This is a genomic window from uncultured Candidatus Thioglobus sp., from assembly GCF_963981275.1.
In the GTDB taxonomy this organism is placed as follows: domain Bacteria; phylum Pseudomonadota; class Gammaproteobacteria; order PS1; family Pseudothioglobaceae; genus Thioglobus_A.
The window spans coordinates 20462-42568 of sequence record NZ_CAXCCZ010000005.1 but is presented as its reverse complement, the minus strand read 5'-3'; the positions used below and the strand labels follow the sequence as shown (position 1 = coordinate 42568).

24 protein-coding genes are annotated in these 22107 nt (G+C 39.1%); 19 read left to right on the top strand and 5 right to left on the bottom strand.

Annotated features, from left to right (window positions below; translation table 11 throughout):
* The first annotated feature begins 26 nt into the window (after positions 1–26).
* The 6 genes from hflK to ABNR88_RS01615 are packed head-to-tail and all read left to right on the top strand — an operon-like array spanning position 27 to position 7052.
* Complete coding sequence (gene hflK / locus ABNR88_RS01640; RefSeq protein WP_291926886.1) at positions 27–1190, top strand: FtsH protease activity modulator HflK; 1164 nt, start codon at positions 27–29, stop codon at positions 1188–1190.
* Positions 1190–2047, top strand: a complete 858-nt coding sequence (hflC, locus tag ABNR88_RS01635) for a protease modulator HflC (protein ID WP_291926890.1) — start codon at positions 1190–1192, stop codon at positions 2045–2047. The genes hflK and hflC overlap by 1 nt, the downstream gene beginning before the upstream one ends.
* Before the next feature lie 7 nt (positions 2048–2054).
* Positions 2055–3008 (top strand): ATP phosphoribosyltransferase regulatory subunit, encoded by a 954-nt coding sequence (locus tag ABNR88_RS01630; protein ID WP_291926892.1) that lies wholly within the window; start codon positions 2055–2057, stop codon positions 3006–3008.
* Positions 3009–3045: 37 nt separating this feature from the next.
* Positions 3046–4365, top strand: coding sequence for an adenylosuccinate synthase (locus ABNR88_RS01625; protein ID WP_291926895.1), 1320 nt, complete (start codon positions 3046–3048; stop codon positions 4363–4365).
* Between the two features lie 3 nt (positions 4366–4368).
* Entirely contained in the window at positions 4369–6534 is a 2166-nt protein-coding gene (rnr, locus tag ABNR88_RS01620; RefSeq protein ID WP_291926897.1) for a ribonuclease R, read from the top strand.
* Positions 6535–6569: 35 nt separating this feature from the next.
* A complete protein-coding gene (locus ABNR88_RS01615) occupies positions 6570–7052 on the top strand; it encodes a GNAT family N-acetyltransferase (RefSeq protein WP_291926899.1) in 483 nt (160 codons plus the stop codon).
* A 14-nt stretch (positions 7053–7066) separates the two neighbouring features.
* Here the strand turns inward: ABNR88_RS01615 and ilvD are convergent, their stop codons facing one another.
* Positions 7067–8761, bottom strand: coding sequence for a dihydroxy-acid dehydratase (gene ilvD, locus ABNR88_RS01610; protein ID WP_291926902.1), 1695 nt, complete (start codon positions 8759–8761; stop codon positions 7067–7069).
* 79 nt (positions 8762–8840) lie between these two features.
* Here ilvD and ABNR88_RS01605 point away from each other — a divergent pair, with 79 nt between their 5' ends.
* On the top strand, positions 8841–9266 hold the full coding sequence (locus ABNR88_RS01605; protein WP_291926905.1) for a GNAT family N-acetyltransferase: 426 nt from the start codon (positions 8841–8843) through the stop codon (positions 9264–9266).
* A complete protein-coding gene (rnt, locus tag ABNR88_RS01600; RefSeq protein ID WP_348669858.1) occupies positions 9266–9871 on the top strand; it encodes a ribonuclease T in 606 nt (201 codons plus the stop codon). Before ABNR88_RS01605 ends, rnt begins: the two co-directional genes overlap by 1 nt.
* On the opposite strand, the gene ABNR88_RS01595 is transcribed toward rnt, so the two are convergent.
* Genes ABNR88_RS01595 through pxpA form a run of 3 tightly spaced genes read right to left on the bottom strand, consistent with a single transcriptional unit; the run spans position 9844 to position 12102 of the window.
* Positions 9844–10755, bottom strand: coding sequence for a biotin-dependent carboxyltransferase family protein (locus tag ABNR88_RS01595; protein ID WP_348669856.1), 912 nt, complete (start codon positions 10753–10755; stop codon positions 9844–9846). The genes rnt and ABNR88_RS01595 overlap by 28 nt on opposite strands.
* Positions 10752–11435: a 5-oxoprolinase subunit PxpB gene (gene pxpB, locus ABNR88_RS01590; protein WP_291926916.1), complete on the bottom strand. Its 684-nt coding sequence runs from the start codon at positions 11433–11435 to the stop codon at positions 10752–10754. Before pxpB ends, ABNR88_RS01595 begins: the two co-directional genes overlap by 4 nt.
* Complete coding sequence (pxpA, locus tag ABNR88_RS01585; protein ID WP_291926921.1) at positions 11428–12102, bottom strand: 5-oxoprolinase subunit PxpA; 675 nt, start codon at positions 12100–12102, stop codon at positions 11428–11430. The genes pxpB and pxpA overlap by 8 nt, the downstream gene beginning before the upstream one ends.
* Positions 12103–12142: 40 nt before the next feature.
* On the opposite strand from pxpA, the gene ABNR88_RS01580 reads away from it, so the two are divergent.
* From ABNR88_RS01580 to mnmH, 11 genes are read left to right on the top strand one after another with little or no spacing between them, the layout of a single operon-like run.
* Positions 12143–13060 carry a DUF808 family protein gene (locus ABNR88_RS01580; protein WP_291926924.1) on the top strand — a complete coding sequence of 306 codons (918 nt, stop codon included), beginning with the start codon at positions 12143–12145 and terminating at the stop codon, positions 13058–13060.
* A 60-nt stretch (positions 13061–13120) separates the two neighbouring features.
* The gene (locus ABNR88_RS01575) at positions 13121–13768 is read left to right on the top strand and encodes a dUTP diphosphatase (protein ID WP_291926927.1); all 648 of its coding nucleotides are present in this window, start codon (positions 13121–13123) and stop codon (positions 13766–13768) included.
* An 18-nt stretch (positions 13769–13786) separates the two neighbouring features.
* Positions 13787–14725 (top strand): AAA family ATPase, encoded by a 939-nt coding sequence (locus ABNR88_RS01570; protein ID WP_291926931.1) that lies wholly within the window; start codon positions 13787–13789, stop codon positions 14723–14725.
* Between the two features lie 8 nt (positions 14726–14733).
* Positions 14734–15549 carry a DUF58 domain-containing protein gene (locus tag ABNR88_RS01565; protein WP_291926933.1) on the top strand — a complete coding sequence of 272 codons (816 nt, stop codon included), beginning with the start codon at positions 14734–14736 and terminating at the stop codon, positions 15547–15549.
* Positions 15546–15905: a hypothetical protein gene (locus ABNR88_RS01560; protein ID WP_291926936.1), complete on the top strand. Its 360-nt coding sequence runs from the start codon at positions 15546–15548 to the stop codon at positions 15903–15905. The genes ABNR88_RS01565 and ABNR88_RS01560 overlap by 4 nt, the downstream gene beginning before the upstream one ends.
* Positions 15898–16791 carry a VWA domain-containing protein gene (locus tag ABNR88_RS01555; RefSeq protein ID WP_348669852.1) on the top strand — a complete coding sequence of 298 codons (894 nt, stop codon included), beginning with the start codon at positions 15898–15900 and terminating at the stop codon, positions 16789–16791. Before ABNR88_RS01560 ends, ABNR88_RS01555 begins: the two co-directional genes overlap by 8 nt.
* The gene (locus ABNR88_RS01550) at positions 16773–17723 is read left to right on the top strand and encodes a VWA domain-containing protein (protein ID WP_348669850.1); all 951 of its coding nucleotides are present in this window, start codon (positions 16773–16775) and stop codon (positions 17721–17723) included. The genes ABNR88_RS01555 and ABNR88_RS01550 overlap by 19 nt, the downstream gene beginning before the upstream one ends.
* A complete protein-coding gene (locus ABNR88_RS01545; protein WP_291926946.1) occupies positions 17720–18328 on the top strand; it encodes a tetratricopeptide repeat protein in 609 nt (202 codons plus the stop codon). Before ABNR88_RS01550 ends, ABNR88_RS01545 begins: the two co-directional genes overlap by 4 nt.
* Entirely contained in the window at positions 18309–19742 is a 1434-nt protein-coding gene (locus ABNR88_RS01540) for a BatD family protein (RefSeq protein WP_291926949.1), read from the top strand. Before ABNR88_RS01545 ends, ABNR88_RS01540 begins: the two co-directional genes overlap by 20 nt.
* Entirely contained in the window at positions 19711–20754 is a 1044-nt protein-coding gene (selD, locus tag ABNR88_RS01535; protein WP_291926952.1) for a selenide, water dikinase SelD, read from the top strand. Before ABNR88_RS01540 ends, selD begins: the two co-directional genes overlap by 32 nt.
* The gene (gene mnmH / locus ABNR88_RS01530; protein ID WP_348669848.1) at positions 20747–21847 is read left to right on the top strand and encodes a tRNA 2-selenouridine(34) synthase MnmH; all 1101 of its coding nucleotides are present in this window, start codon (positions 20747–20749) and stop codon (positions 21845–21847) included. Before selD ends, mnmH begins: the two co-directional genes overlap by 8 nt.
* On the opposite strand, the gene ABNR88_RS01525 is transcribed toward mnmH, so the two are convergent.
* A complete protein-coding gene (locus ABNR88_RS01525; protein WP_291926958.1) occupies positions 21836–22099 on the bottom strand; it encodes a 2Fe-2S iron-sulfur cluster-binding protein in 264 nt (87 codons plus the stop codon). The two genes, mnmH and ABNR88_RS01525, sit on opposite strands and share 12 nt — an antisense overlap.
* Between the last annotated feature and the right edge of the window lie 8 nt (positions 22100–22107).

Genomic DNA, 22107 nt, shown 5'->3' with positions numbered 1-22107 from the left:
TTTTTAACAATAATGGAAGCATTTAAATGGCTTGGAACGACAACAACAATCAAAACCCTTGGGGTGGCAACAATCAAACACCACCAGAATTAGACGAGGTGATTAAAGAATTTAAAAGTAAATTTAACGGTATATTTGGTGGCAATAAGCCCACTGGATCAACAGCAGCTCCCACTGCGCCACAAGGCAGTGTGAAATTTATCATTATTGTTGCACTACTAGTTTGGACGTTATCAGGCATTTATATTATTGATCCCGCTGAAAAAGGTGTTGTTTTGCGTTTTGGTGCTTTCCAAGAAGAAACAGCCCAAGGACCTCACTGGCACCTACCATTTCCTATTGAAACTTTAAACAGAGTTAACGTAGAGCAAATTAGAACAGCAGAAATTGGCTACCGTAATGTAGTTAAAGGCAGTCGAAACTTTGGCGGTAATGTTTCTTCGGAATCACTCATGCTTACTAAAGATGAAAATATGATTGACGCTAAGTTTGCGGTTCAATACAAAATTAATGACGCTCAAGCTTATTTATTTAATGTGGCCAATCCAGATACAACGTTACGTCAAGTATCTGAAAGTGCCATTCGTCAAATGGTTGGAAAAAATACCATGGATTTCATCTTAACAGAAGGTCGAGTTAGCATTGCTGATGACATTAAAGAAAGATCTCAAGAGTTGCTAAATCTATACCAAACAGGCTTGCAAATTACTACAGTTAACATGCAGGATGCTCAGCCACCTGAGCAAGTTCAAGCGGCTTTTTCTGATGCAGTAAAGGCTCGTGAGGATAAGCAGCGTTTAATCAACGAATCGCAAACTTATGCCAACGATATCTTGCCAAAATCTCGTGGTTTAGCAGCAAGATTACTTGAAGAATCTAAAGCCTATAAATCAGAAGTTGTTTCAAAATCTGAAGGTGAATCTTCAAGATTTAAACAAATTTTAGCAGAGTATGAAAAGGCGCCAGAGGTTACTAGAGAGCGTCTTTACCGTGAAACAATGGAAGGCGTGTTAGCAACTACTAGTAAAGTCGTGGTCGATTCAAAAGCCAACTCAATGATGTATCTGCCAATCGACAAGCTAATCAACAGTAAGCAAAATACCACCCAAGCAACTTCTCAATCAAGTCAGGAGCAGGCGCAAACGCCTAATGATGCAAGAAATGTTTTTCGTAATAGAGGAGTAAGATAATGAAAAAATTTGGATTAATTATTGTTGCCGCATTATTTTTCGTTCTTAGTTCGGCGTTATATACTGTGGATGAAACTCAAACAGCCATCAAGCTTCGTCTAGGTGAAATTGTTAGTGTTGAGAAAGAGGCAGGGCTAAAGCTGAAAATGCCATTTGTAAATAACGTGGTTAAGTTTGACGATCGTGTACAAACCCTTGATGCACCGTCTGAGCGTTTTTTAACCGGTGAAAAGAAAAACGTTATTGTTGACTCATATGTTAAATGGCGTATTAGTGACGCAGAGCAATTCTACAAATCAACCGGTGGTAATCTAGCCCGTACTAATAATCGTCTTGCACAAATTATCAAAACAGGGTTAAAGAGTGAGTTTTCAAAACGTACTATTGCCGATGTTGTCTCAGGTGAGCGTAGTGAAATTATGTCAAATATTGTAAAGCTTGCTAAAAATGATATTAGTCAATTTGGTATCGAAATTGTGGATGTGCGTATTAAACGTATCGACTTATCTCAAGAGGTTTCAAACTCGGTTTACCGTCGAATGCAAGCAGAGCGACAGCGTGTAGCAAAAGAGTTTAGATCTAAAGGTGCTGAAGAAGCTGAAATTATTCGTGCAGCAGCAGATAAAGAAAGAACTATTATTTTGGCTGATGCTTACCGTGACTCTGAAGTAATTCGAGGTGAGGGCGATGCAATCTCAGCCGGAAACTATGCGCAAGCTTATAGTCAAAATGCTGATTTTTATTCATTCTATCGTTCATTAGAATCTTATAAAAAATCATTTTCTAATCAAAATGATATTATGGTGTTAAACCCAAATACAGAGTTCTTCCGTCACTTTAATCCAGAGGTTAAATAACGAATTTATGAATACCTGGCAGCTACCTGAAGGTATTGACGAGTTGAGTGGCGAGCAAGCGCTCAATTTTGAAATATTGCGACGTCAACTAATAGACCTATATACTAAAAAGGGTTTTGGCTTAGTTATTCCACCTATGGTAGAGCATGTGGATTCACTGCTTTTAACCAGTGATTCGGTTAATGAGAAAACCTTTAAATTTTTAGATCCTGTTAGTGGCAAGATGCTTGGCGTACATGCAGACATTACTCCACAAATTGCCCGTATTGATGCGCGAAGAGCTAGCAATAATGTTGAAAAATATTGCTACATTAACGCCATCCTGCAAACCAGTGCGGATGATTTTTATGATTCACGATCACCTATTCAGGCGGGCGCAGAACTATACGGATCTGATAAAACCTCAGCTGACGTTGAAGTGATTGAGTTAATGCTAGAAAGCTTAAAAATTCTATCAATTGACTCAATCGTTATTAGTCTTGGTAATGTTGCTATCTTTGATGCGCTTATTGCGCAAGAATCGCTAAATTCAGATCAAGCAAGTGAGTTGCGTCATATTTTTGCACATCGCTCATCTCCGGACTTGCAAGTGTTTATTGAAAAATATACACTGGTCAATGCAGCCTTATTTGAATCCCTAATTAAGTTAGAGGGTGATCACACCGCACTAGCAAAAGCCACAGAATTATTTGCAAATTTTCCAGATGCACTCAATGCAATTGAAGATTTACAAGCAATCGATCAAGCACTGAAGAATATCAACATACAAGCAAGCTATGATTTGGCTGAGTTACAAACCTATGAGTATCATACCGGGGTTGTATTTTCAGCTTACAGTCAAAAATACTCTAAAGCTCTAGCACAAGGTGGGCGTTATAACGGTATTGGCGAGTCTTTTGGTCAGTCAAGAGCAGCCACAGGATTTTCATTTGATTTGAAGTTTTTATCTCAATCAAAATAGTTATCATTAAAAACAAATTAAACAGTTAGGAATTAATATGTCAAAAAATGTAGTGATCATCGGCACACAATGGGGCGATGAAGGAAAAGGAAAGATTGTTGATTTAATTACAGATAAAGTATCTAGTGTTGTGCGCTTTCAAGGCGGACACAATGCAGGACACACCTTGGTAATTGACGGTCAAAAAACAGTACTACATTTAATTCCCTCTGGCATCTTGCGTGATAACGTAGAGTGCTTAATTGGCCATGGTGTTGTTTTATCTATGTCAGCTCTTATTAAAGAATTGGGTGAGTTAGATGAGGCTGGTGTGGATGCGCAATCACGCTTAAAGATTGCTCCGGGTTGTCCACTCATTATGCCGTATCACGTAGCCCTTGATAATGCTCGTGAAGCAAAACGTGGTAAGGCTGCAATCGGCACAACTGGTAATGGAATCGGCCCAGCTTATGAAGATAAGGTAGCGCGTCGCGGGTTACGAGTTGGTGATTTACTTGATCTTGAAGCTTTTGCAGAGAAGCTGAAAGATGTCATGGAATACCATAATTTTGCACTAACGAATTACTACAATGCGCCCGCACTAGATTTTGATACAGTATTGGCACAAGCATTAGAGCAAGCCAAAGTTGTAATTCCAATGATTACAGACGTTACCGAGCAAATTCATCAGCATATTGCCAATAACGAAAACATCTTATTTGAAGGTGCGCAAGGCGCACTATTAGATATTGATCAAGGCACTTACCCATTTGTAACTTCATCTAACACCACTTCAGGCGGTGCAGTAACTGGTTCTGGTGTTGGTGTAACAGACATTGACTATGTATGCGGTATTGTTAAAGCCTACACCACACGTGTTGGTGGTGGTCCATTCCCAACAGAGTTGGTTTACGATGTTGCAATCGATAAAGGCGATGCAATTGGCAAAGTGCTAGGCACTGTTGGCCATGAGTTTGGTGCAACTACCGGACGTCAGCGTCGTTGTGGTTGGTTAGACATGGTAACCCTTAATCGCTCATTAAAGCTTAATGCAGTAACCGGAATTTGCCTAACAAAACTAGACGTGCTTGATTCTCTAGACAGTATTAAAATTTGTACTGGTTATAATTTAAATGGCAGTCTAACAACAACACCGCCATACGATGCACAAGGCTATGCCGATGCAGATCCAATCTATATTGAAATGCCTGGCTGGAATGCATCAACCATTGGCACCGATTCTTTTGACTCTCTACCGATTGAAGCGCAAAACTATATTCGTAAAATTGAAGAGCTTTCAGGCTTGCCAATCGATATTTTATCAACAGGACCAGATCGTAACGAAACACTGATCCTTAACAACCCATTTGCAGAGTAATCTATGAGCGATCCGCACCAAAAAAGAGAGGCAAAGAAGTACGATAATCCCATTCCATCAAGGGAGCACATCCTGTCTTTTTTCAAGAAAAAGCCATTATCAAAATATGACTTATTCGACTTACTAGAAGTAGAAGGCAAACAAAAAAAACCATTAACACACCGCCTAAAAGCCATGGTTCGAGATGAGCAGCTGGATTATAACAAAGACGGGGACTTTATCATTTTCGATCCAAATGCAGGTATTAAAATTGGTACGGTAGTTGCTAATCCTAAAGGTTTTGGTTTTTTAAAGCTAGAAGAAGGTGGTAAAGATTTAAGACTAAACTCACGCCAAATGCAGCTAGTTTTTCATGGTGACAAGGTTAAGGCGCGCTTAATCAGCAAGCGTGGTGATGCAAAAATTATTGAAGTATTAGAAAGTGTTAAGTCTGTTGTGGCTCGATTGCACATTACTGAAGAGGGTGCTCACGCCGTGGTTGATGACAAGCGCATTCGTAATAACATCAATATTCCAAAGATTAGTGATGAAAACACCAATGAGCAAATTGTTGTCGTTGAGATCACCAAATCACCAACATTCAAATCATTAGCAGAAGGCAGAATTGTCCATATTCTAGGCTCATACATGGATGAAGGTGTGGAAACTGACGCAGCTTTATATCGTAACGGTATTCCGATTGATTTTTCAGACGAAGCCTTAGCGCAAACTGCCAAAATCCCAGCTGAAGTAACCAAGCAAGATAAGGCAGGTCGTGTTGATATTACTGACATGAAGCTAGTCACGATTGATGGTGAAGACTCTAAAGACTTCGATGATGCAGTATTTGCCGAATCTACTGCCAACGGTTGGAAGTTAGTAGTCGCTATTGCTGATGTTTCTCATTATGTTGCTGAAGGTACGGCACTAGATGCGGATGCTATTGAACGAGGTAATTCAGTTTACTTCCCGCGTCGAGTAGTACCAATGCTACCTGAAGCCTTATCAAATGGCCTATGCTCCATTAATCCTGGTGTAGAGCGTCTATGTATGACTTGTGAGATGAACATTGATGCAGACGGAAATTTGCTTGATTATAAATTCTACCCAGCAGTTATGTTCTCACATGCGCGCTTAACCTATACCAAAGTAAGTGACATTTTAGAGCATGACAATCAAGAATTGAAAACTGAATTTAAGCCTGTACTAGACAACTTAAACGATCTTTACGATCTTTACAAAGTGTTAAAAGCTGCTAGAACCAAACGTGGTGTAATGGACTTTGACCGCATTGAATCGCAAATCCTATTTAATGATAACGGAAAAATTGATAACATCATTGCTCGCTCAAGAAATGATGCACACAAACTAATTGAAGAATGCATGCTTATGGCCAACCAGGCTACAGCAAAATTCTTAGGTGAAAATAAAGAAGATTTCTTATACCGAATCCATCCAAAACCAACCGCTGAAAAAGTAGAAGTAACCCGCCAATTCTTAACGGCCGTTGGATTAACACTTGAAGGTGGCGATCAGCCAGACTCTAAACACTTTGCTAAAGTGCTAGAGGACGCCAAAGGGCGAGATGATGAAAATATCATTAAAACGGTGGTGCTTCGTACCATGAAGCAAGCGGTATATACACCGGCTAACGAAGGTCACTTTGGCTTGGCATTTGATGATTACACTCACTTTACATCGCCAATTAGAAGATATCCAGACCTACTAGTACACCGCGCTATTAATCGTGTGCTGAACAAAAAAGAACCATCATTTGTTGGTAAATTGGTCAAAAAAGTAATTGGCAACAAAGAGAAAAAACCTTCTAAAAAGATGGTCGAGCTGGGTGCAAGCTTATCAGTTACTGAGCGCCGTGCTGATGAAGCCTCTCGTGATGTTGAACAGTGGCTTAAGTGTGAATACATGCGTGACAAAGTTGGCGAAACATTCAACGGTGTTATTTCAGGCGTTGCTGGCTTTGGTATTTTTATCGAACTAACTGAAGTATTTGTCGAAGGTATGATTTCAGTACGAGATCTTCAAGATGATTACTACAATTTTGATGACGTTCATCACCAGCTAAAAGGTGATCGCACTGGTAAAGTATTCCGCTTAGGTGACACCATTAAAATCCAAATTGCCTCGGTTAATTTGGATGACAGACAAATGGTGTTTATTCCAGTCGACTAATAAATATCATAAACAGATTGCTACAATAAGACTGCATGCATATAGAAATCGTAACAGCAGACTACCTTAATAAATCACATAAAACTGATTTGCAGTCGTTACTTAGTATGTATGCAAAAGATCTAATGGGTGGCGGAAGACCTCTTGAGCAGAATATTGTAGGTAATGTTGTAACTGAATTATCAAAGCTTAGTCATGCCTTTAGTGTACTTGTCTATGCCGATGGCAAGGCTGTAGGATTTTCCAATTGTTTTGAATTGTTCTCAACATTTCTATGCAAGCCATTAATAAATATTCACGACTTGGCTGTCATCGACAGTCACAGGGGGCTAGGCATAAGCCAGATGATTTTGCAAAAAATAGAAGACATAGCAATAGAAAAAGGTTGTTGCAAGGTCACGTTAGAAGTTCTTAGCAAAAACGAGACCGCAAAAGCTGCCTATACAAAGTTTGGATTTTCAGATTACCATTTAGACACAGACACAGGGAGCGCCCTGTTCTGGCAAAAAACACTTTAACTTAGTATAAAAAACTAATCCAGCTCGGTTCTGAGCATTGCACCGTTACTAGCATTTCTAACTAGTAATCGATATTGCTGTAACCACTTAGAGCTTAGAGTTTTCTTAATTGGCTTGAAGTTAGCTTTTCGAGTAGCAATCTCATCTTCTGATAAGTCAACACTTAGGATGTATTCATCCACATCAATGTGAATTTTATCACCATCTTTAAGTAAGCCAATCATGCCGCCTTCAGCAGCTTCAGGAGAAACATGCCCAATAGAAGCGCCACGTGTCGCACCTGAGAAACGACCATCAGTAATAAGGGCGACTTTATCACCCAAGCCCATACCCATAATTAGCGATGTAGGTGCAAGCATTTCCTGCATACCAGGTCCACCTTTAGGCCCCTCATAACGAATAACTACCACATCTCCAGCTTTAACTTTGCCACCCTTAATGCCATCAATGCAATCATCTTGAGAGTCAAAACAAACCGCACTACCAGTAAATACACGATCACCGGTAATGCCGGCGGTTTTAATCACTGCACCTTGCTCTGCCAAGTTGCCATACAAAATTGCCAAACCGCCTACTTTAGAATATGGATTGTCAATGGTATGAATAATATTGGTATCTTTAATCTCGGCACCACTGATTTTTTCATACAAAGTTTCGCCACTAATGGTTGGGTTGTCGATTAACACCTCGCCACGTTTGTTCATCTCGTGCATCACCGCATTAACGCCACCGGCAGTGTTAATATCTTCCATATGTACAGTTGAAAGCGAAGGAGAGATCTTAGCAATATGCGATACGTTTTTACTAATTTTGTTAATATCACTAAGCTGAAAATCAGAATTTGCCTCTTGCGCAATAGCCAACATATGAAGCACAGTGTTAGAGCTACCGCCCATGGCCATGTCAACAGCAAAGGCATTGCGTACAGCGTTATCATTTAAGATATTTTGCATGTTGAATTTATCTCGATCTTCCTGATTTTCCATTAAGGCAATTTCACAAACACGGCGAGCCGCCTGACGATAAAGCACTTCACGCTCAGGTGTCAGTGCCAAAATAGTGCCGTTACCTGGAAGGGCGATGCCCATTGCCTCCATTAGCGTATTCATAGAATTAGCAGTAAACATACCCGAGCAACTACCGCCACTTGGGCAAGCATTACACTCAATATCTTTAAGCTCATCATCAGAAATTTTGCCTGTTTCATGCTTGCCAACCGCTTCAAAAGCGGTGGCTAAATCAATTGCTGTACCGTCTTTTGTATGGCCTTTTTTCATCGGGCCACCTGAGACGAATACTGTCGGCACATTAACACGTTGAGCGCCCATAATCATACCGGGTACGATTTTATCGCAATTTGGAATAGCAATCATTGCGTCAAGCTTGTGTGCGTTCATCACCGTTTCAATCGAATTGGCAATGAGCTCTCTTGAAGGCAATGAAAACAACATACCGTCATGTCCCATGGCGATACCGTCATCCACACCAATAGTGTTAAACTCAAATGGCACGCAGCCGGCAGCACGAATCTCATCTTTAATGATGGCTGCCACTTTATCCAAGAAATAATGGCCAGGAATAATCTCAATAAAAGAGTTGGCAACACCAATAAAAGGCTTGTCAAAGTCTTCATCTTTTAGCCCAGTTGCTCTTAATAAAGAACGGTGCGGTGTTTTATCAAACCCTTTTTTTACTGTATCACTTCTCATTTTCTTGTTTTCGAATAAATAAAATTTAAATTTTAGACTAAAATAGGCGTCTCTCATTAAAGTTTTAGATGCGTATATTGTGGATAAGGTCAGTCAAATTTTAAATTTAATCCAGCCTTTTGTTGACGAGGGCAAAATTTTATCTAGAAGCAAAGATGAGATTGAGCAAAATATTAATGATTTTGTCTTGTTATTTAATGATGACCAGCTCATTGCCTGCGCAGGGCTTAAAGATTGCCAAGAAGGTGCTGTGGGTGAGATTTATTCGCTTGCTGTAGCTCAGAATGTCCAAAATAAGGGGCTTTCAAAGAAACTACTAACCAAGATACTAGAAAGTGCAAAACAAAGACAATTTGCCAAAATTTTTGCACTGACTAAATTTGGCACAAATTGGTTTACAAAAAATGGCTTTACCCAAATGCAAATATCCGATCTTCCAAGTAAGCGCCAACAATATTTTAATCACGATCGCAACTCTTCAATCTTTTTTAAGGATGTAAACTAATGCAAATTAACGAGCGTATTCGTGGCTACTTGCCAGTTGTTATCGATATTGAAACAGCAGGATTTAATCATCAAACTGATGCAATGCTTGAGATTTGCGCGGTCATTATCGGCATCGATGAAGCTGGTAAATTTTACTCAAAAGAGCCTCAGCATTTTCACACCGAGCCTTTCAAAGGCGCAAATCTTGAGCCTGCTGCTTTAAAATTTAACGGCATTGATGTAGATAATCCGCTACGTGGCGCTATTAGTGAAAAGCTGGCATTAAACGATATGTTTAAAACCATTCGTACTGAGATGAAAGAAGAGAATTGCACACGTTCAATTTTAGTAGGGCATAACGCTTTTTTTGATTTAGGATTTTTATACGCTGCTAGTGATAGATCAAAACTTAAAAACCCTTTTCACCAATTCTCCACCATTGATACAGTTAGCTTGTCGGCATTGGTTTATGGTGAAACAGTTTTGGCCAAGGCTATTGCTAAAGCCGGCATCGAATTTGACAACACCCAGGCGCATTCAGCACTATATGACACAGTTAAAACTGCAGAGCTATTCTGCCAGATCTTTAACAACCATCAATTTGCTGAGATTTCAAAAAACTGATTAAACTTTACTCGCTCTTTTTGCGCTTGATGAATATCCATTAACTCAAACTTAACTTTTGCATTTGGCTGTTTTTGTGCAAGCTTTGCCAAGTCTAACGAAAACACCGTGCCAATCTTTAGATAGCCACCAATCGTTGGCGCATCTTTTAATAGGATGATAGGCAAACCGTTAGTGGCAATCTCAACACTGCCGTAGCTCATGCCTTCAGAGATCATTTTGTCTTTTTTAATCGCAATAGGCGCACCATCTAGCCGACACCCAGTACGATCATTGGCCTGACTAACACGATAGCTTTGACTAAAAAATAAGATTTTTTGAGAGTCACTAAAGGTGTCATACTGATAGCTGGGTAACAGCCTTAAAACAATATCATGATCATAATTAGGAAGATATTGTGGCACCATAAAACGCGCCAATTGACCACTCGAAGGCTGGCAAGACAATACGTCATTTTTGGCTAATTTTGTGCCAATATTTTCACGCAAATTAATTGATCTTGAGCCATACAACACGGGTGTCTCAAACCCTCCTTTAACAGCTAAATAAGTACGTATACCGTGAATGGGTAAATTCCAACTTAATACATCTGATTTCTTAATCTGGATATTGCGCCAAATTGGCGCCAGTTGGCCGTTGATTTTAAAGCCAAGATCGGCACCACAAACGCAAATAAGCATATCATCAAGTGCTTTAAGCTCAACCCCTCCAAACGTAATTTCCAAAACCGCATTGTTAAAGTTATTCTCAAGTAAATAATTAGCCCAACTAAAGGCATGCTCATCCATCACCCCAGACTGACTCATGCCATAAGCGCCATGACACAGACGCCCATAGTCTTGAATGGTGGATAAAAACCCTGGCTTGATAACTTTAAAGCTCATAGTTCGCCACCAAATTTAAGATACTCATTTCGAGTAATTGAATAAAACTTAACCCGATCGCCAGTTTTAAATTTCTCTAAATTTTCAGGCTTGTCGAGTGACAGATCAAGCAAAGTTCTGCCAATGATATTCCATCCACCTGAAGAATCACTAGGATAGACAGCCGTTTGGCTATCGGCTATCCCCACGCTACCTGCAGGAATCTTAATTCTTGGTGTTGCCAAGCGCGGCGCTTGAATGCGAATATCAACCTCGCCCAAAAAAGCAAACACTGGACTAAAGCCAATTGCATGCACCAAATATTCATTTGAGCTATGAAGCTGGATAAACTCATCAAGTGAGATATTTTTTTCAGCCAATAGCCTTTCTAAATCCAATCCTGTTTCAAAACCATAATAAACTGGAATGTGAATCAAGTTTGACTGCTGATTTGAGTCTGAAAACTCAAAACCCTCAAGCATGGCTTGCACGTCAGCTGAAAATTTAAAATAGCTAGCTTTGCTCAAATCGTAGCTTACTAAAAGCGAAGTATAAGAGGGTGTTAGATCAATAACAACATCAGAAAACTGATTTTTGAGCGCATTTGCAAAATTTGCGATATTTTTAGGCAGTGAATTATCGATCTTATCACCAAAGTAAATCAGTATCGAGTTTTCCCCTGCTAGAATGATTTTATGCATTTTTAAGCCGTTTTAGCGCCTCGACAGAGGCCTTATTGTCACTATGAAAGCAAATTGTATCAATTTTGAAAGATTTATCATCAGAAAATCGATGATATTGCTTAATAATGGCATCCACACCCTCCAAAACAGCATTTTGCCCACTACGAGGTATCATGTGCACGCCGCTATAGGCTCGATCTGCAAAAACTTCATGCAAAAAACCGCCATTATCAATATTGTCGAAATTTTTAAAATGCGCCTCATTGCCCGCTTGTATCACTAAAGATAATTTAGTATCAATTGATTTAATCACTCGGCAAATAACAGCCAAAACCGAGCTTTGGTGTGTCATGTCGTGATACAACGCACCATGTGGCTTAATGTAGTCTAGCGTTGCACCGTGCTGATGACAAAGATTTTGAAAATGAGTCACTTGAGTATGTATCAAATCAAACAATGCCTCATCTGACAAACCTTGGCTAACACGCCCAAAATTTTCTTGGTCATCATAACTAGGATGAGCACCAATTTTAACGTTATTTTCTAGCGCCAGCTCAATCGCGCTAATCATGCTGTGATCATCACCCACATGTCCGCCACAAGCAATATTTGCCATCGCAATAAGCGGCATTACTTGTGTATCTGGATTAGGGCTCAAACACTCCCCAAGGTCACAATTAATCATTAACATAGGTACAAATTATAAAGTAATGAAGAGCTAAAATATGGCAGGATTAATTGGCTACATCGGCGCCTTAGCAGATGATTTATCCGCAGTTGCCGCTAAGGTTTCAGCGGGTGCTATTGATGATATCGCAAATCAAACGGCTAAATCATTATCTAAAACAGCAGGTATCTTGATTGATGATACGGCCACCATTCCGCAATACGTAAGCAATACAGCGGCAAAACGAGAACTGCCGGTTATTTGGAAAATTACCAAAAAATCATTACGCAACAAATCCCTCATGATTCCAATCGCCATACTTATTACTTATTTTGCGCCGTGGATTATGGCGCCAATATTAGTACTAGGCGGCTCATATTTAGCCTATGAGGGCACAGAATCACTTGGTGAGAAATTAGGCTTCATTAAAGAGCATGACCACGCACATGAACACTCTATACCAGACACGCAAGATTTAAGCGCAGCAGAGGATGTAACAGTGAATTCAGCAGTAAGAACGGATACCATTTTATCCATTGAAATTATCGCGCTTACTATTGCATCTGTGGCAACCGAGCCACTCTCAACCCAGCTAGGCGTACTCATCATTGTTAGTTTAATTGCCACCTTTGCTGTTTACGGCATTGTGGGCATGATTATTAAAATGGATGATGTGGGCTTTTATTTAAAAGAAAAGCAAAATAGCCTTTATCAAGGTATCGGATCTTTACTGATCAAAGGCATGCCAAGAGTATTGGCAACTCTAGCTTGGATTGGTATGATTGCGATGCTCATGGTCGGTGGTAGCATCATCATGCACAACATTGATCAACTGCATTTTTTGACATATTTTGGTCGAGAATTGCCATTCTTATTGCCGATTATCATGATGTATGTTGTTACCCCAATTAGCCTTGCTATGACAGTTGGTGTATTAATTATAGCCATTAGAAAACTCAGCCCATTTCAAGCTTAAATCAAAAGCTTGTCACTATATAATAATTATTAATTATCAACTCAAAGATACAGAAATAACATGAATCAAATTAAACAAATGTTCGAACTTCAACAAAAGCTTAATGATGCAACCAACGGCACCATCTGGACCGAAGGTGCTACTAAAGAAGGGCGTCAGATTTCGTGGTTACGCTGTATCTATATGGAGGCTGCTGAGGCAATTGACTCGTTTAATTGGAAGCATTGGAAAGATTTAGAGGCAAAGCCAGACCTTGAAAATGCCAAAGTTGAATTGGTTGATATTTGGCATTTTTTAATGTCTGAAGCCATTCATTTTGGTGATGCGGGTTTTGCTGAAATCTATAACGACATGAAGCCTGAGCGCGACACCGATCCTGAAAAATTAGTTGAGATTTTAGAAAAAATTATAGCCATCTCTGCCAGTGCCAATGTTGATCAATCTCAAAATTCTTTATACCAATTATTTGCATTATTCTTCCAAGCAATCGCACACATGGAAATGGACGTACCAGAACTGTACAAGCGCTATCTGGTGAAAAATCAGCTCAATACATTCAGACAAGACCACGGCTACAAAGATGGCTCTTATGTAAAGATGTGGGGTGAGGTAGAGGATAACGTTATCGCCTTTAAAATCATGGATGATAATCCCGATCTAACTCCTGAACAGCTCTACGAAAAATTAGAAAGCGCCTACCCAGCATAAAGCAATAATTTTTTAATTATGATCAATACAATTAAAACTGAAATTCAAAAAGTTATTATCGGTCAAGATAATTTGGTTGACAACCTGCTCATCGGTTTAATTACAGGTGGGCATATCCTGGTAGAAAGTGTGCCAGGACTTGCAAAAACCACCGCTATTAATACATTGGCAAAAGCCTTAGGTATTGATTTTAAGCGCATACAATTTACCCCAGACTTACTGCCTAGTGATCTTACAGGCTCTCAAATATACAACCCAAAAAGCGGTGAATTTAGCATCAAGCAAGGGCCAATTTTTACCAACCTTTTGCTGGCTGATGAGATTAATCGTTCGCCTGCCAAAGTACAATCTGCACTGCTTGAAGTAATGGCTGAAAAACAAGTAACCATTGCCAATGAGAGCTTTAAAGTTGATGAGCCATTTTTGGTTATGGCCACACAAAACCCGGTAGAGCAAGAGGGCACATACCAACTACCAGAGGCGCAGCTTGACCGTTTTATGCTAAAAACTGTTCTAGACTATAACACCCCAGATGAAGAGTTAGAAGTGGTTAATCGCGTAGCTGTTAATGGATTTGAGGCGGTTAATCAGGTGGCAAATATAGAAGATATTAGCGCCCTTCGATTGTCATACAAACAGGTTCATATGGATGAGGCGGTCAAACAATACATTATTGAAATTGTATTTGCAACACGCTATCCAGAAAACTATGGTCTGACTGATATCAAAGATCTCATTGAATTTGGCGCAAGCCCGAGAGCCAGTATTGACTTATTCAAAGCCAGCTGTGCTAAAGCGCTCATACGTGGCAATGATTTTGTCACGCCGCTCGATGTGGCAAGCATGGTGACCGAAGTTTTACAGCATCGAATTGTGCTTAGCTATCAAGCTCAAGCAGACAACATTAGTGCAGCTTCGATTATCCAAAAAATACTCAAGGCGATAAAAACACCCTAGACATTACCATGCTAGCTCAAGAGATACTACTACGCGCTAAAAAACATGTTTTTACCAACAAGTCAGCTGGAGAGTTATCAAAAATACGTGGTGAGGGATTAGATTTTTGCGAAATACGCCCGTATGAGGCTGGCGATGACATTCGTAAAATTAATTTCTCGGCCAGTGGTAAAACGGGCGAATTGCAAACCAATATCTTTAATGAGAACAAGCAAATCAATGTGGTGATTTGTATTGCACTATCGAGCAGCTTGCATTTTGGCTCTCAACGGCTTAAAAGTGAGGCCATTGCCGAGATTATTGCCCTTATAGGTTGCTCATCCATTAAACAACAAAACCAGACTCAGCTGGTCTTTTTTGCTGACAAAACTCAATCCTTATTCCAGCTTAACAATACCGGTGATGCGCTTCGAGCTATTGAGGCAATTTTGTCCTGGGATTTATTAAAAACCAAGTTTGATTTTCAAGAACTTAGCCACTACTTACTGCAACAGAAAAAATCAATGGCCTTTATTATTGGCGATTTTTATCATGATCATGACTATTCATTAATTGCACACAAACATCAGGCAAACGCCATAATTGTGCGAGATAAACTCGAGGAAAACCCTAACTTTGGCGCTGAGCTAGATTTAATTAATCCCGAGCATGGAGGCTGTGTTAAAGCAAATATTGGCAAAAAATTGGCTTTAAAGTATCAGACTAAACTGCACAATCAGGATAATAAGCTTTTCTCACATTTTGCCAAGCATCGCATCAATGCTGGCAAACTCTATACTTGTGATAATGCCTTTATCAAGTTAAGCCAAATTCTACGCTCATGAGTCAGTTAAAAGATATCAAGCCAATTGTTACCATTGCCGATGATTCGTTAATCTATTTTTTAGTGGTGGTTTTTATCGTACTGCTAGTCATTACCTGGGCTTATTGGCTAATGTCTAAATCTAGGCGCAATGAAGATAAAAAATTCGCTCTAGAACAATTGCAAAATCTTGATTTTTCAAATAGTAAAATCACCGCATACCACTTTAAAAAGTACGCGCAATACCTATGCAATGATGACAATCAAGCTCAGTTTGAGCAAATCAATCATGAGCTAGAAGCTTATAAATACAAAAAGCAAGTGGGCAGTCTTGATGCGAATTTAATACAAACAATCAAAGGCTTTATTCATGTTTAGCTTTGAATATCCTTATGTTTTGCTACTGCTTGTTTTGGCGGTTGCTTGCGTGTTGTTTTGTAAAGAAAAAAAACGGGCTATTTATTTTCCAAATACTGAGTTGCTTGGCAGTTTAACTAGATCTAGACAGTGGTTACTCAACACACTAAGACTGGCCATTCTTAGCTTGTTAATCATCGGCCTATCAAGTCCGATCAAAACTCAGCAAATCATATTGGACAACTCAAAAGGTCATGAAATATCCTTGATTTTAGACGCCTCCGGCTCTATGGCGCATCTAGACAAATTTAGAATTGTTAAAGCCATTATGGTTGACTTTATCTCAAAACGAAAAACTGACAAAATAGCGCTGAGTGTTTTTGCAGATTTTGCTTATACGGTTGTACCGCTAACTTATGACAAAAAAAGCGTTATCAAAATGCTGAGTAATATCGAAATTGGTGTTGCGGGTAAGCGCAAAACCGCACTGTATGAGGCGTTATTCTTAAGTTCAAAACTATTTAATAATTCTAAATCCAAGGAGAGAATTGCCATCTTGTTAACCGATGGCAAGGATAATACAAATAGTGTCCCTCTCGAGATGGCCATTGAGCGTGCTAAAGAAAACAAGATCAAGGTTTACACTGTTGCCGTGGGTGATCAGCGTGACTATAACGTCGATATTTTGTCGCACATTGCTAATAGCACAGGTGCCAAATTCTTCTCAGCAAATAGTCAAAAAAGCATTGAAGATATTTACAAGCAAATTAACCAGCTGGAAAAAAGTGAGATCAATATCAACAAATATGAAAAAAAAATCTACTATTTTCATTACCCACTTAGCCTAGCTTTGATATTTTTGTGGATTTATTTTTGGCGGAAAAATACATGGAATTTGAACAAATAGCGCCGCTATATTTAGCCATTCCTGTGTCCTTTCTATGGTTTTTTATTCATAGCAAGAATAGTCATATTGAAGACTTATTCTCAGCAGAAGTGCTGAACAAAATCAGCCTTAATAATCATAAAATATCGACCAAAACACGCTTAAGGCTACTACTATTAAGCATGTTGCTAATTTTATTAGCACTTAGCAGACCAACACTTGAAGCTGGAGAGATAAAGCTAAACAAACAACTTAGTGACGTGGTGATTGCTATTGATATGTCAAAATCCATGCTTGCAAACGACATCTACCCAAACCGCTTTGAATTTGCCAAAAACAAACTACTAGCAAGCCTTGATAATATTGAAAACACTCGTCTGGCAATTTTAGGATTTGCCAATCAGGCATTTTTAATATCGCCACTAACAGATGATTTAAATAGTCTTAAATTTCTAATTAAAAATCTACGCTTAGACAGCATCAGCCTCACCGGAACCAGTGTAGCTAACATTCTAAACTCAGCCAATGATTTGTTTGACAATAGCAGCAACAAGCAATTATTATTATTGACCGATGGTGGTGATAGTAACAATTTTGAAGATGAAATTGACTATGCAATCGACAATAATATACAGGTGTTTGTATTTGACATCTCCTCCGAACGTGGCAGTAGTATTCAAACTGAAACAGGCAGTTTGAAAGATACTCATGGCAATCTGGTGATTGTTAAGGAGAATCTAGAGATTAAAAATCTGACTAAAAAAACCCAGGGAGATTACCTAAAGTACACGCTAAACAAGCATGATTTGTCAGTATTTATCAACCACTTTAAACAACATTCAAGCAGTAAAAAAACAAGCATAATTCAAAAACGTCAATTATTCTACTACCCCTTGTTACTTGCGCTGTTTTTGCTGTTTTTTGCTTTTTTCTCATTACCGAAAAAATCATGAAATTTCTATTGTTACTACTACTATCAATTAACACACAAGCCGGACTGTTTGACTTTGTTAGCATTCATCAAGCTAATAAAGCCTATGAAGATCAAAATTATCAACTTGCAGGGGATAAATTTAGCAAAATAAACAATGATGCTGCGCTATTAAATCAGGCGAATAGCCTATATAAACAAGGCTTATATAAACAATCGCTAGAAAAATACCAAGATATTAAGCAAACAGATTTAACCTTTGATCGTTTATATAATTCTGGCAATGCATATGCCAAATCAGGCAAAATCAATGAAGCGATTGAAAGCTACCAGGAAGCACTAACAATCAAAAAAGATGAAGACGCCTTATTTAACCTAGAGCTACTCAAAAAACAAAAAAGAAAGCGTAAAAAAAATAACAAAGATAAAAACAAGAAAAATAACAAACAGAAGAAAAATTCTCAAAAAAATAAAACCAAAGAAAAGCCAAAAAACAAGCAACAACAAAGAAAGAAACTCAATACAATCAAACAACAACGCTGGGAAAAATCACTCAATAAAGAACTTAGAACACTTATGATTCCTCTAACCAAACAACATGATAAAAATGCACAAAATCCTTGGTAGTCTGCTCTTATTGATTAGTGCACCTGTACTCAGCCTTAGTACAGCAAGCGTCAATCAATCGTGGTTTTATCCAGGCGATCAAGTGGTTTTAACCATTAGTTCAAATGGCAATAATATTATCTTTCCTAGTATTCAAGCAATTGAAGAAAATCCTGTTTTATATACGAGTAATGCTCAAAAAATTAGCATTATAAATAACCAGCGCTCCAGGCAAAGTAGCAAATCATTTGTTATTAAACCCCATGAAAGCTTAACCATACCCGCCTACACAGTTATGGTAGATGGTAGCGAGCAAACCACTCAACCAATTGAAATCACCCTTAAACAACCCACTCAAACCAAAGCTGGGGATGATCACATCTTAGAAATTGAAACAAACAAACAAACGATGTTTTTAGGAGATGAGCTCGAACTGAAAGTGACCTTTAAAGAGAGAAAGTCACCCTCAATGGGCGATCAAGTCAGTATTATCATGCCAGAAGTTAAAGGCTTGTTGTTCATAAAAAAACCCAAGTCTAATCAAACTACTGATGAAGATTACAACATTCATACATTAATTTATCGAGTCAGTGCTGATGACTTTGGCAATTTTACCATTCCAAGTGTGGTGGCCAATATCGCTAAGCGTAGTAACAATGTCTTTGGCGGATTTTCCTCACTAGGCCAGACTGATCGAATTAAAAAAATACACTCCAATTCACTAACTCTAAAGGTTAAGCCACTGCCAGAGGCGCTTAGAATATTTGGCAATCTAAAGATAAAAGCCAACATTGACAAAGCCAATATCAAGCAAGGACAGGCACTCAACCTAACCATTACAATCTATGGTCAGGGTAATTTTGAAGATATTGAAAAATACCATCTTGACATTGAAAATACTACTGTTTATAGCGACGAATCTGAATTTAGCTACAACCAATGGCAACAAAAATTTGCCATTGTTGCAGATCAAAATTTCACCATTCCAAGCTTTACACTAGACTATTTTGACAAAAATACTCAACGCAAAAAGAGCGTTACCACCCAGTCTATTGACGTTCAAGTTGAGGGCGCTCAAGCTGTGCAAAAGATCGCCAACAAGACAGTTAAAAAGACAGTAAACATGGCTGGCAATTTACCGGCTAACAATTTAAAATACATCTATCTGTTGCTAGGTGTTGTTATTGGCGGACTTATCAGCACCTTGCTTATCTGGTTTAAACATAAAAAGCCAAATACAGACAAAAATTTAACCAATCAAATCAAGCTTGCTAGGGGCGATAAAGCTTTGTTTAACTTGCTTTTGCCACTGAATATGGCTGAGTTAGCTGAGATATTACAACAATTAGAGGCGAATATTTATAAAAACGCCCAGCACAAAATTAGGAAAAAGGATATTATCAATGTCATCAAATCTGAACGTAAAACTCACTGAATACAGCCATGGACAAGGTTGTGGATGTAAGATCTCGCCTAAAGTTTTAGACACCATTCTAGAGTCATCACTCACAGATATTAACGATCAAAATTTATTGGTGGGCAACGCTTCTCGTGATGATGCTGCAGTTTATGATTTAGGCAATGGCGAAGCCATTATCTCTACCACTGACTTCTTTATGCCAATTGTTGACGACCCTTATACCTTTGGTCGTATTGCAGCCACTAACGCCATTAGTGATGTTTATGCCATGGGTGGCTCGCCCATTATGGCCATTGCAATTTTTGGCTGGCCGCTAGACAAGCTACCACCCGAAGTTGGCCAACAAGTTATTGAAGGCGGGCGCAGCGTTTGTATTGAAGCAGGCATTTCTCTGGCAGGGGGGCATAGTATTGATGCACCAGAACCTATTTTTGGCTTGGCGGTTACTGGCAGGGTGGCAATCAAACATCTTAAAGAAAATTCAAAAGCACAAGTGGGTGACAAAATCTATCTAACCAAACCTTTAGGTATTGGTATTTTGACCACAGCGCAAAAACAAAAGAAAATCACCAAAGAGGATGAAACTCGAGCTATTGATACTATGTGTGAGCTGAATGATATTGGCGCCAAACTGGCAAAAATTGACGGTGTCAACGCCATTACTGATGTAACTGGGTTTGGCCTAGGTGGGCACTTGGTTGAGGTCTGTCAAGGCTCTAAAGTCTCTGCAACTATTGATTATCAAAAAGTACCAATTTTACCAAATATTAAAGATTATCTAGCTGACGGGTGCTCTCCAGGTGGCGCTCAAAGAAATTTTGATAGCTATGGGCACCACCTAAGCTCAATGAGTAGCGAAGTGCAATCTATCATTTGTGACCCGCAAACCAGTGGTGGTTTACTCATTATGGTTAATCATAAAGCCCAAACTGAATTTGAAAATACCATGCGCTCAGCAGGATTTACACTTGAGGCGATTGGCGAGATCATTGCCCAGAAACAAACCACGGTTAAAATCAATGCCTAAGACGCTGACTCAAATTGAAGATTTTCATACTTTAATCGTCAACCAAACTCCTTTATTTGATACACGTGCACCCATTGAATTCGCACAAGGCGCCTTTCCCAATGCACAAAGCCTACCACTAATGAGCGATGAGCAACGCGATCAGGTTGGCACGTGTTATAAAAATAAAGGCCAGGAGCAAGCCATTCAGCTTGGCCATGAATTAGTGCAAGGCGATATTAAGCAAGAGCGAGTTGATGCATGGCTTAAATTTATAAAAAATAATCCGAATGGTGCGTTATATTGCTTTCGTGGTGGTTTGCGTAGTCAAATCACACAGCAATGGATCTTTGAAGCCTCAGGTATTGACTATCCACGCCTAAAAGGGGGATACAAAGCGTTACGTCGATATTTAATCGATGAAACTGAGCGCATCATGAATCAAGTATCCCCTATTGTTATTGGTGGCCAAACAGGCTGCGGCAAAACTTTACTGCTCGAGCATATTAAACCCATGATTGATTTGGAAGGATTGGCCAACCATCGAGGCTCTGCATTTGGCAACACAACTACCGCTCAACCCACCCAAATTGCCTTTGAAAATGCATTGGCTAGCGAACTGATTAAAAAGCAAAATTATTCTCATTTGGTGTTTGAGGATGAGGGTGCTAATGTGGGTACAGTACACATTCCAGATTGTGTCAAAAACAAAACCTCACAGGCAGATTTGATCTTGCTTGATGCGACAACAGAGGAGCGCATTCAAGTAAGCATGGACGCCTATGTAATCAACATGTGTCAAAACTTTCTCGCCCAAGATCACATCAATGGTTTTAATAATTTTTCTAGTTATTGGCTAAGAAGTTTAGAAAAAATTCAAAAAAGATTGGGGCTTGAGCGCTATAAAGTAATGAAACTGCAAGTCGAGAAGGCTTTAGAGATACATCAAAATACCAATAGCTTTGATGGGTTCATCCCTGTGGTTGAATCATTATTGGTTGATTATTACGATCCAATGTACAGCTATCAAATTCAAAAGAAATTAAATCGAGTTGTCTTTAAAGGGAATCAATCAGAGGTGCTTGACTATCTCAACAGTCTGTCAATTTCTTGAGGTAATTTTAATATCAGTAATAGGCTTGGCTTGGCATGCCAGAATCTCACCTTGGGACAAAGGCACTAGACTCTCTTGATGTATCACATCCCCCTTAAGTAGTTGCAATACACAAGAGCCACAATGCCCTTGGCGACACGAATAATTAACCAGCACATTGTGCTCTTCGAGCTCCGTTAAAATCGACTGCTCGCCATACACATAGAGCGATTCGGTTTTACCATTAACATTCTCAACATCAATTTTAAACATACAATCAA

Coding starts and splice junctions, on each gene's coding strand:
- ilvD (WP_291926902.1), bottom strand. CDS start 8,761: ATGAGAAGTGATACAGTAAAAAAAGGGTTTGATAAAACACCGCACCGT.
- ABNR88_RS01570 (WP_291926931.1), top strand. CDS start 13,787: ATGATCAATACAATTAAAACTGAAATTCAAAAAGTTATTATCGGTCAA.
- ABNR88_RS01540 (WP_291926949.1), top strand. CDS start 18,309: ATGCACAAAATCCTTGGTAGTCTGCTCTTATTGATTAGTGCACCTGTA.
- ABNR88_RS01615 (WP_291926899.1), top strand. CDS start 6,570: ATGCATATAGAAATCGTAACAGCAGACTACCTTAATAAATCACATAAA.
- rnt (WP_348669858.1), top strand. CDS start 9,266: ATGCAAATTAACGAGCGTATTCGTGGCTACTTGCCAGTTGTTATCGAT.
- ABNR88_RS01565 (WP_291926933.1), top strand. CDS start 14,734: ATGCTAGCTCAAGAGATACTACTACGCGCTAAAAAACATGTTTTTACC.
- ABNR88_RS01560 (WP_291926936.1), top strand. CDS start 15,546: ATGAGTCAGTTAAAAGATATCAAGCCAATTGTTACCATTGCCGATGAT.
- pxpB (WP_291926916.1), bottom strand. CDS start 11,435: ATGCATAAAATCATTCTAGCAGGGGAAAACTCGATACTGATTTACTTT.
- ABNR88_RS01545 (WP_291926946.1), top strand. CDS start 17,720: ATGAAATTTCTATTGTTACTACTACTATCAATTAACACACAAGCCGGA.
- ABNR88_RS01625 (WP_291926895.1), top strand. CDS start 3,046: ATGTCAAAAAATGTAGTGATCATCGGCACACAATGGGGCGATGAAGGA.
- mnmH (WP_348669848.1), top strand. CDS start 20,747: ATGCCTAAGACGCTGACTCAAATTGAAGATTTTCATACTTTAATCGTC.
- ABNR88_RS01550 (WP_348669850.1), top strand. CDS start 16,773: ATGGAATTTGAACAAATAGCGCCGCTATATTTAGCCATTCCTGTGTCC.
- ABNR88_RS01580 (WP_291926924.1), top strand. CDS start 12,143: ATGGCAGGATTAATTGGCTACATCGGCGCCTTAGCAGATGATTTATCC.
- ABNR88_RS01555 (WP_348669852.1), top strand. CDS start 15,898: ATGTTTAGCTTTGAATATCCTTATGTTTTGCTACTGCTTGTTTTGGCG.
- ABNR88_RS01595 (WP_348669856.1), bottom strand. CDS start 10,755: ATGAGCTTTAAAGTTATCAAGCCAGGGTTTTTATCCACCATTCAAGAC.
- ABNR88_RS01525 (WP_291926958.1), bottom strand. CDS start 22,099: ATGTTTAAAATTGATGTTGAGAATGTTAATGGTAAAACCGAATCGCTC.
- ABNR88_RS01575 (WP_291926927.1), top strand. CDS start 13,121: ATGAATCAAATTAAACAAATGTTCGAACTTCAACAAAAGCTTAATGAT.
- pxpA (WP_291926921.1), bottom strand. CDS start 12,102: ATGATTAATTGTGACCTTGGGGAGTGTTTGAGCCCTAATCCAGATACA.
- ABNR88_RS01630 (WP_291926892.1), top strand. CDS start 2,055: ATGAATACCTGGCAGCTACCTGAAGGTATTGACGAGTTGAGTGGCGAG.
- hflC (WP_291926890.1), top strand. CDS start 1,190: ATGAAAAAATTTGGATTAATTATTGTTGCCGCATTATTTTTCGTTCTT.
- rnr (WP_291926897.1), top strand. CDS start 4,369: ATGAGCGATCCGCACCAAAAAAGAGAGGCAAAGAAGTACGATAATCCC.
- selD (WP_291926952.1), top strand. CDS start 19,711: ATGTCATCAAATCTGAACGTAAAACTCACTGAATACAGCCATGGACAA.
- hflK (WP_291926886.1), top strand. CDS start 27: ATGGCTTGGAACGACAACAACAATCAAAACCCTTGGGGTGGCAACAAT.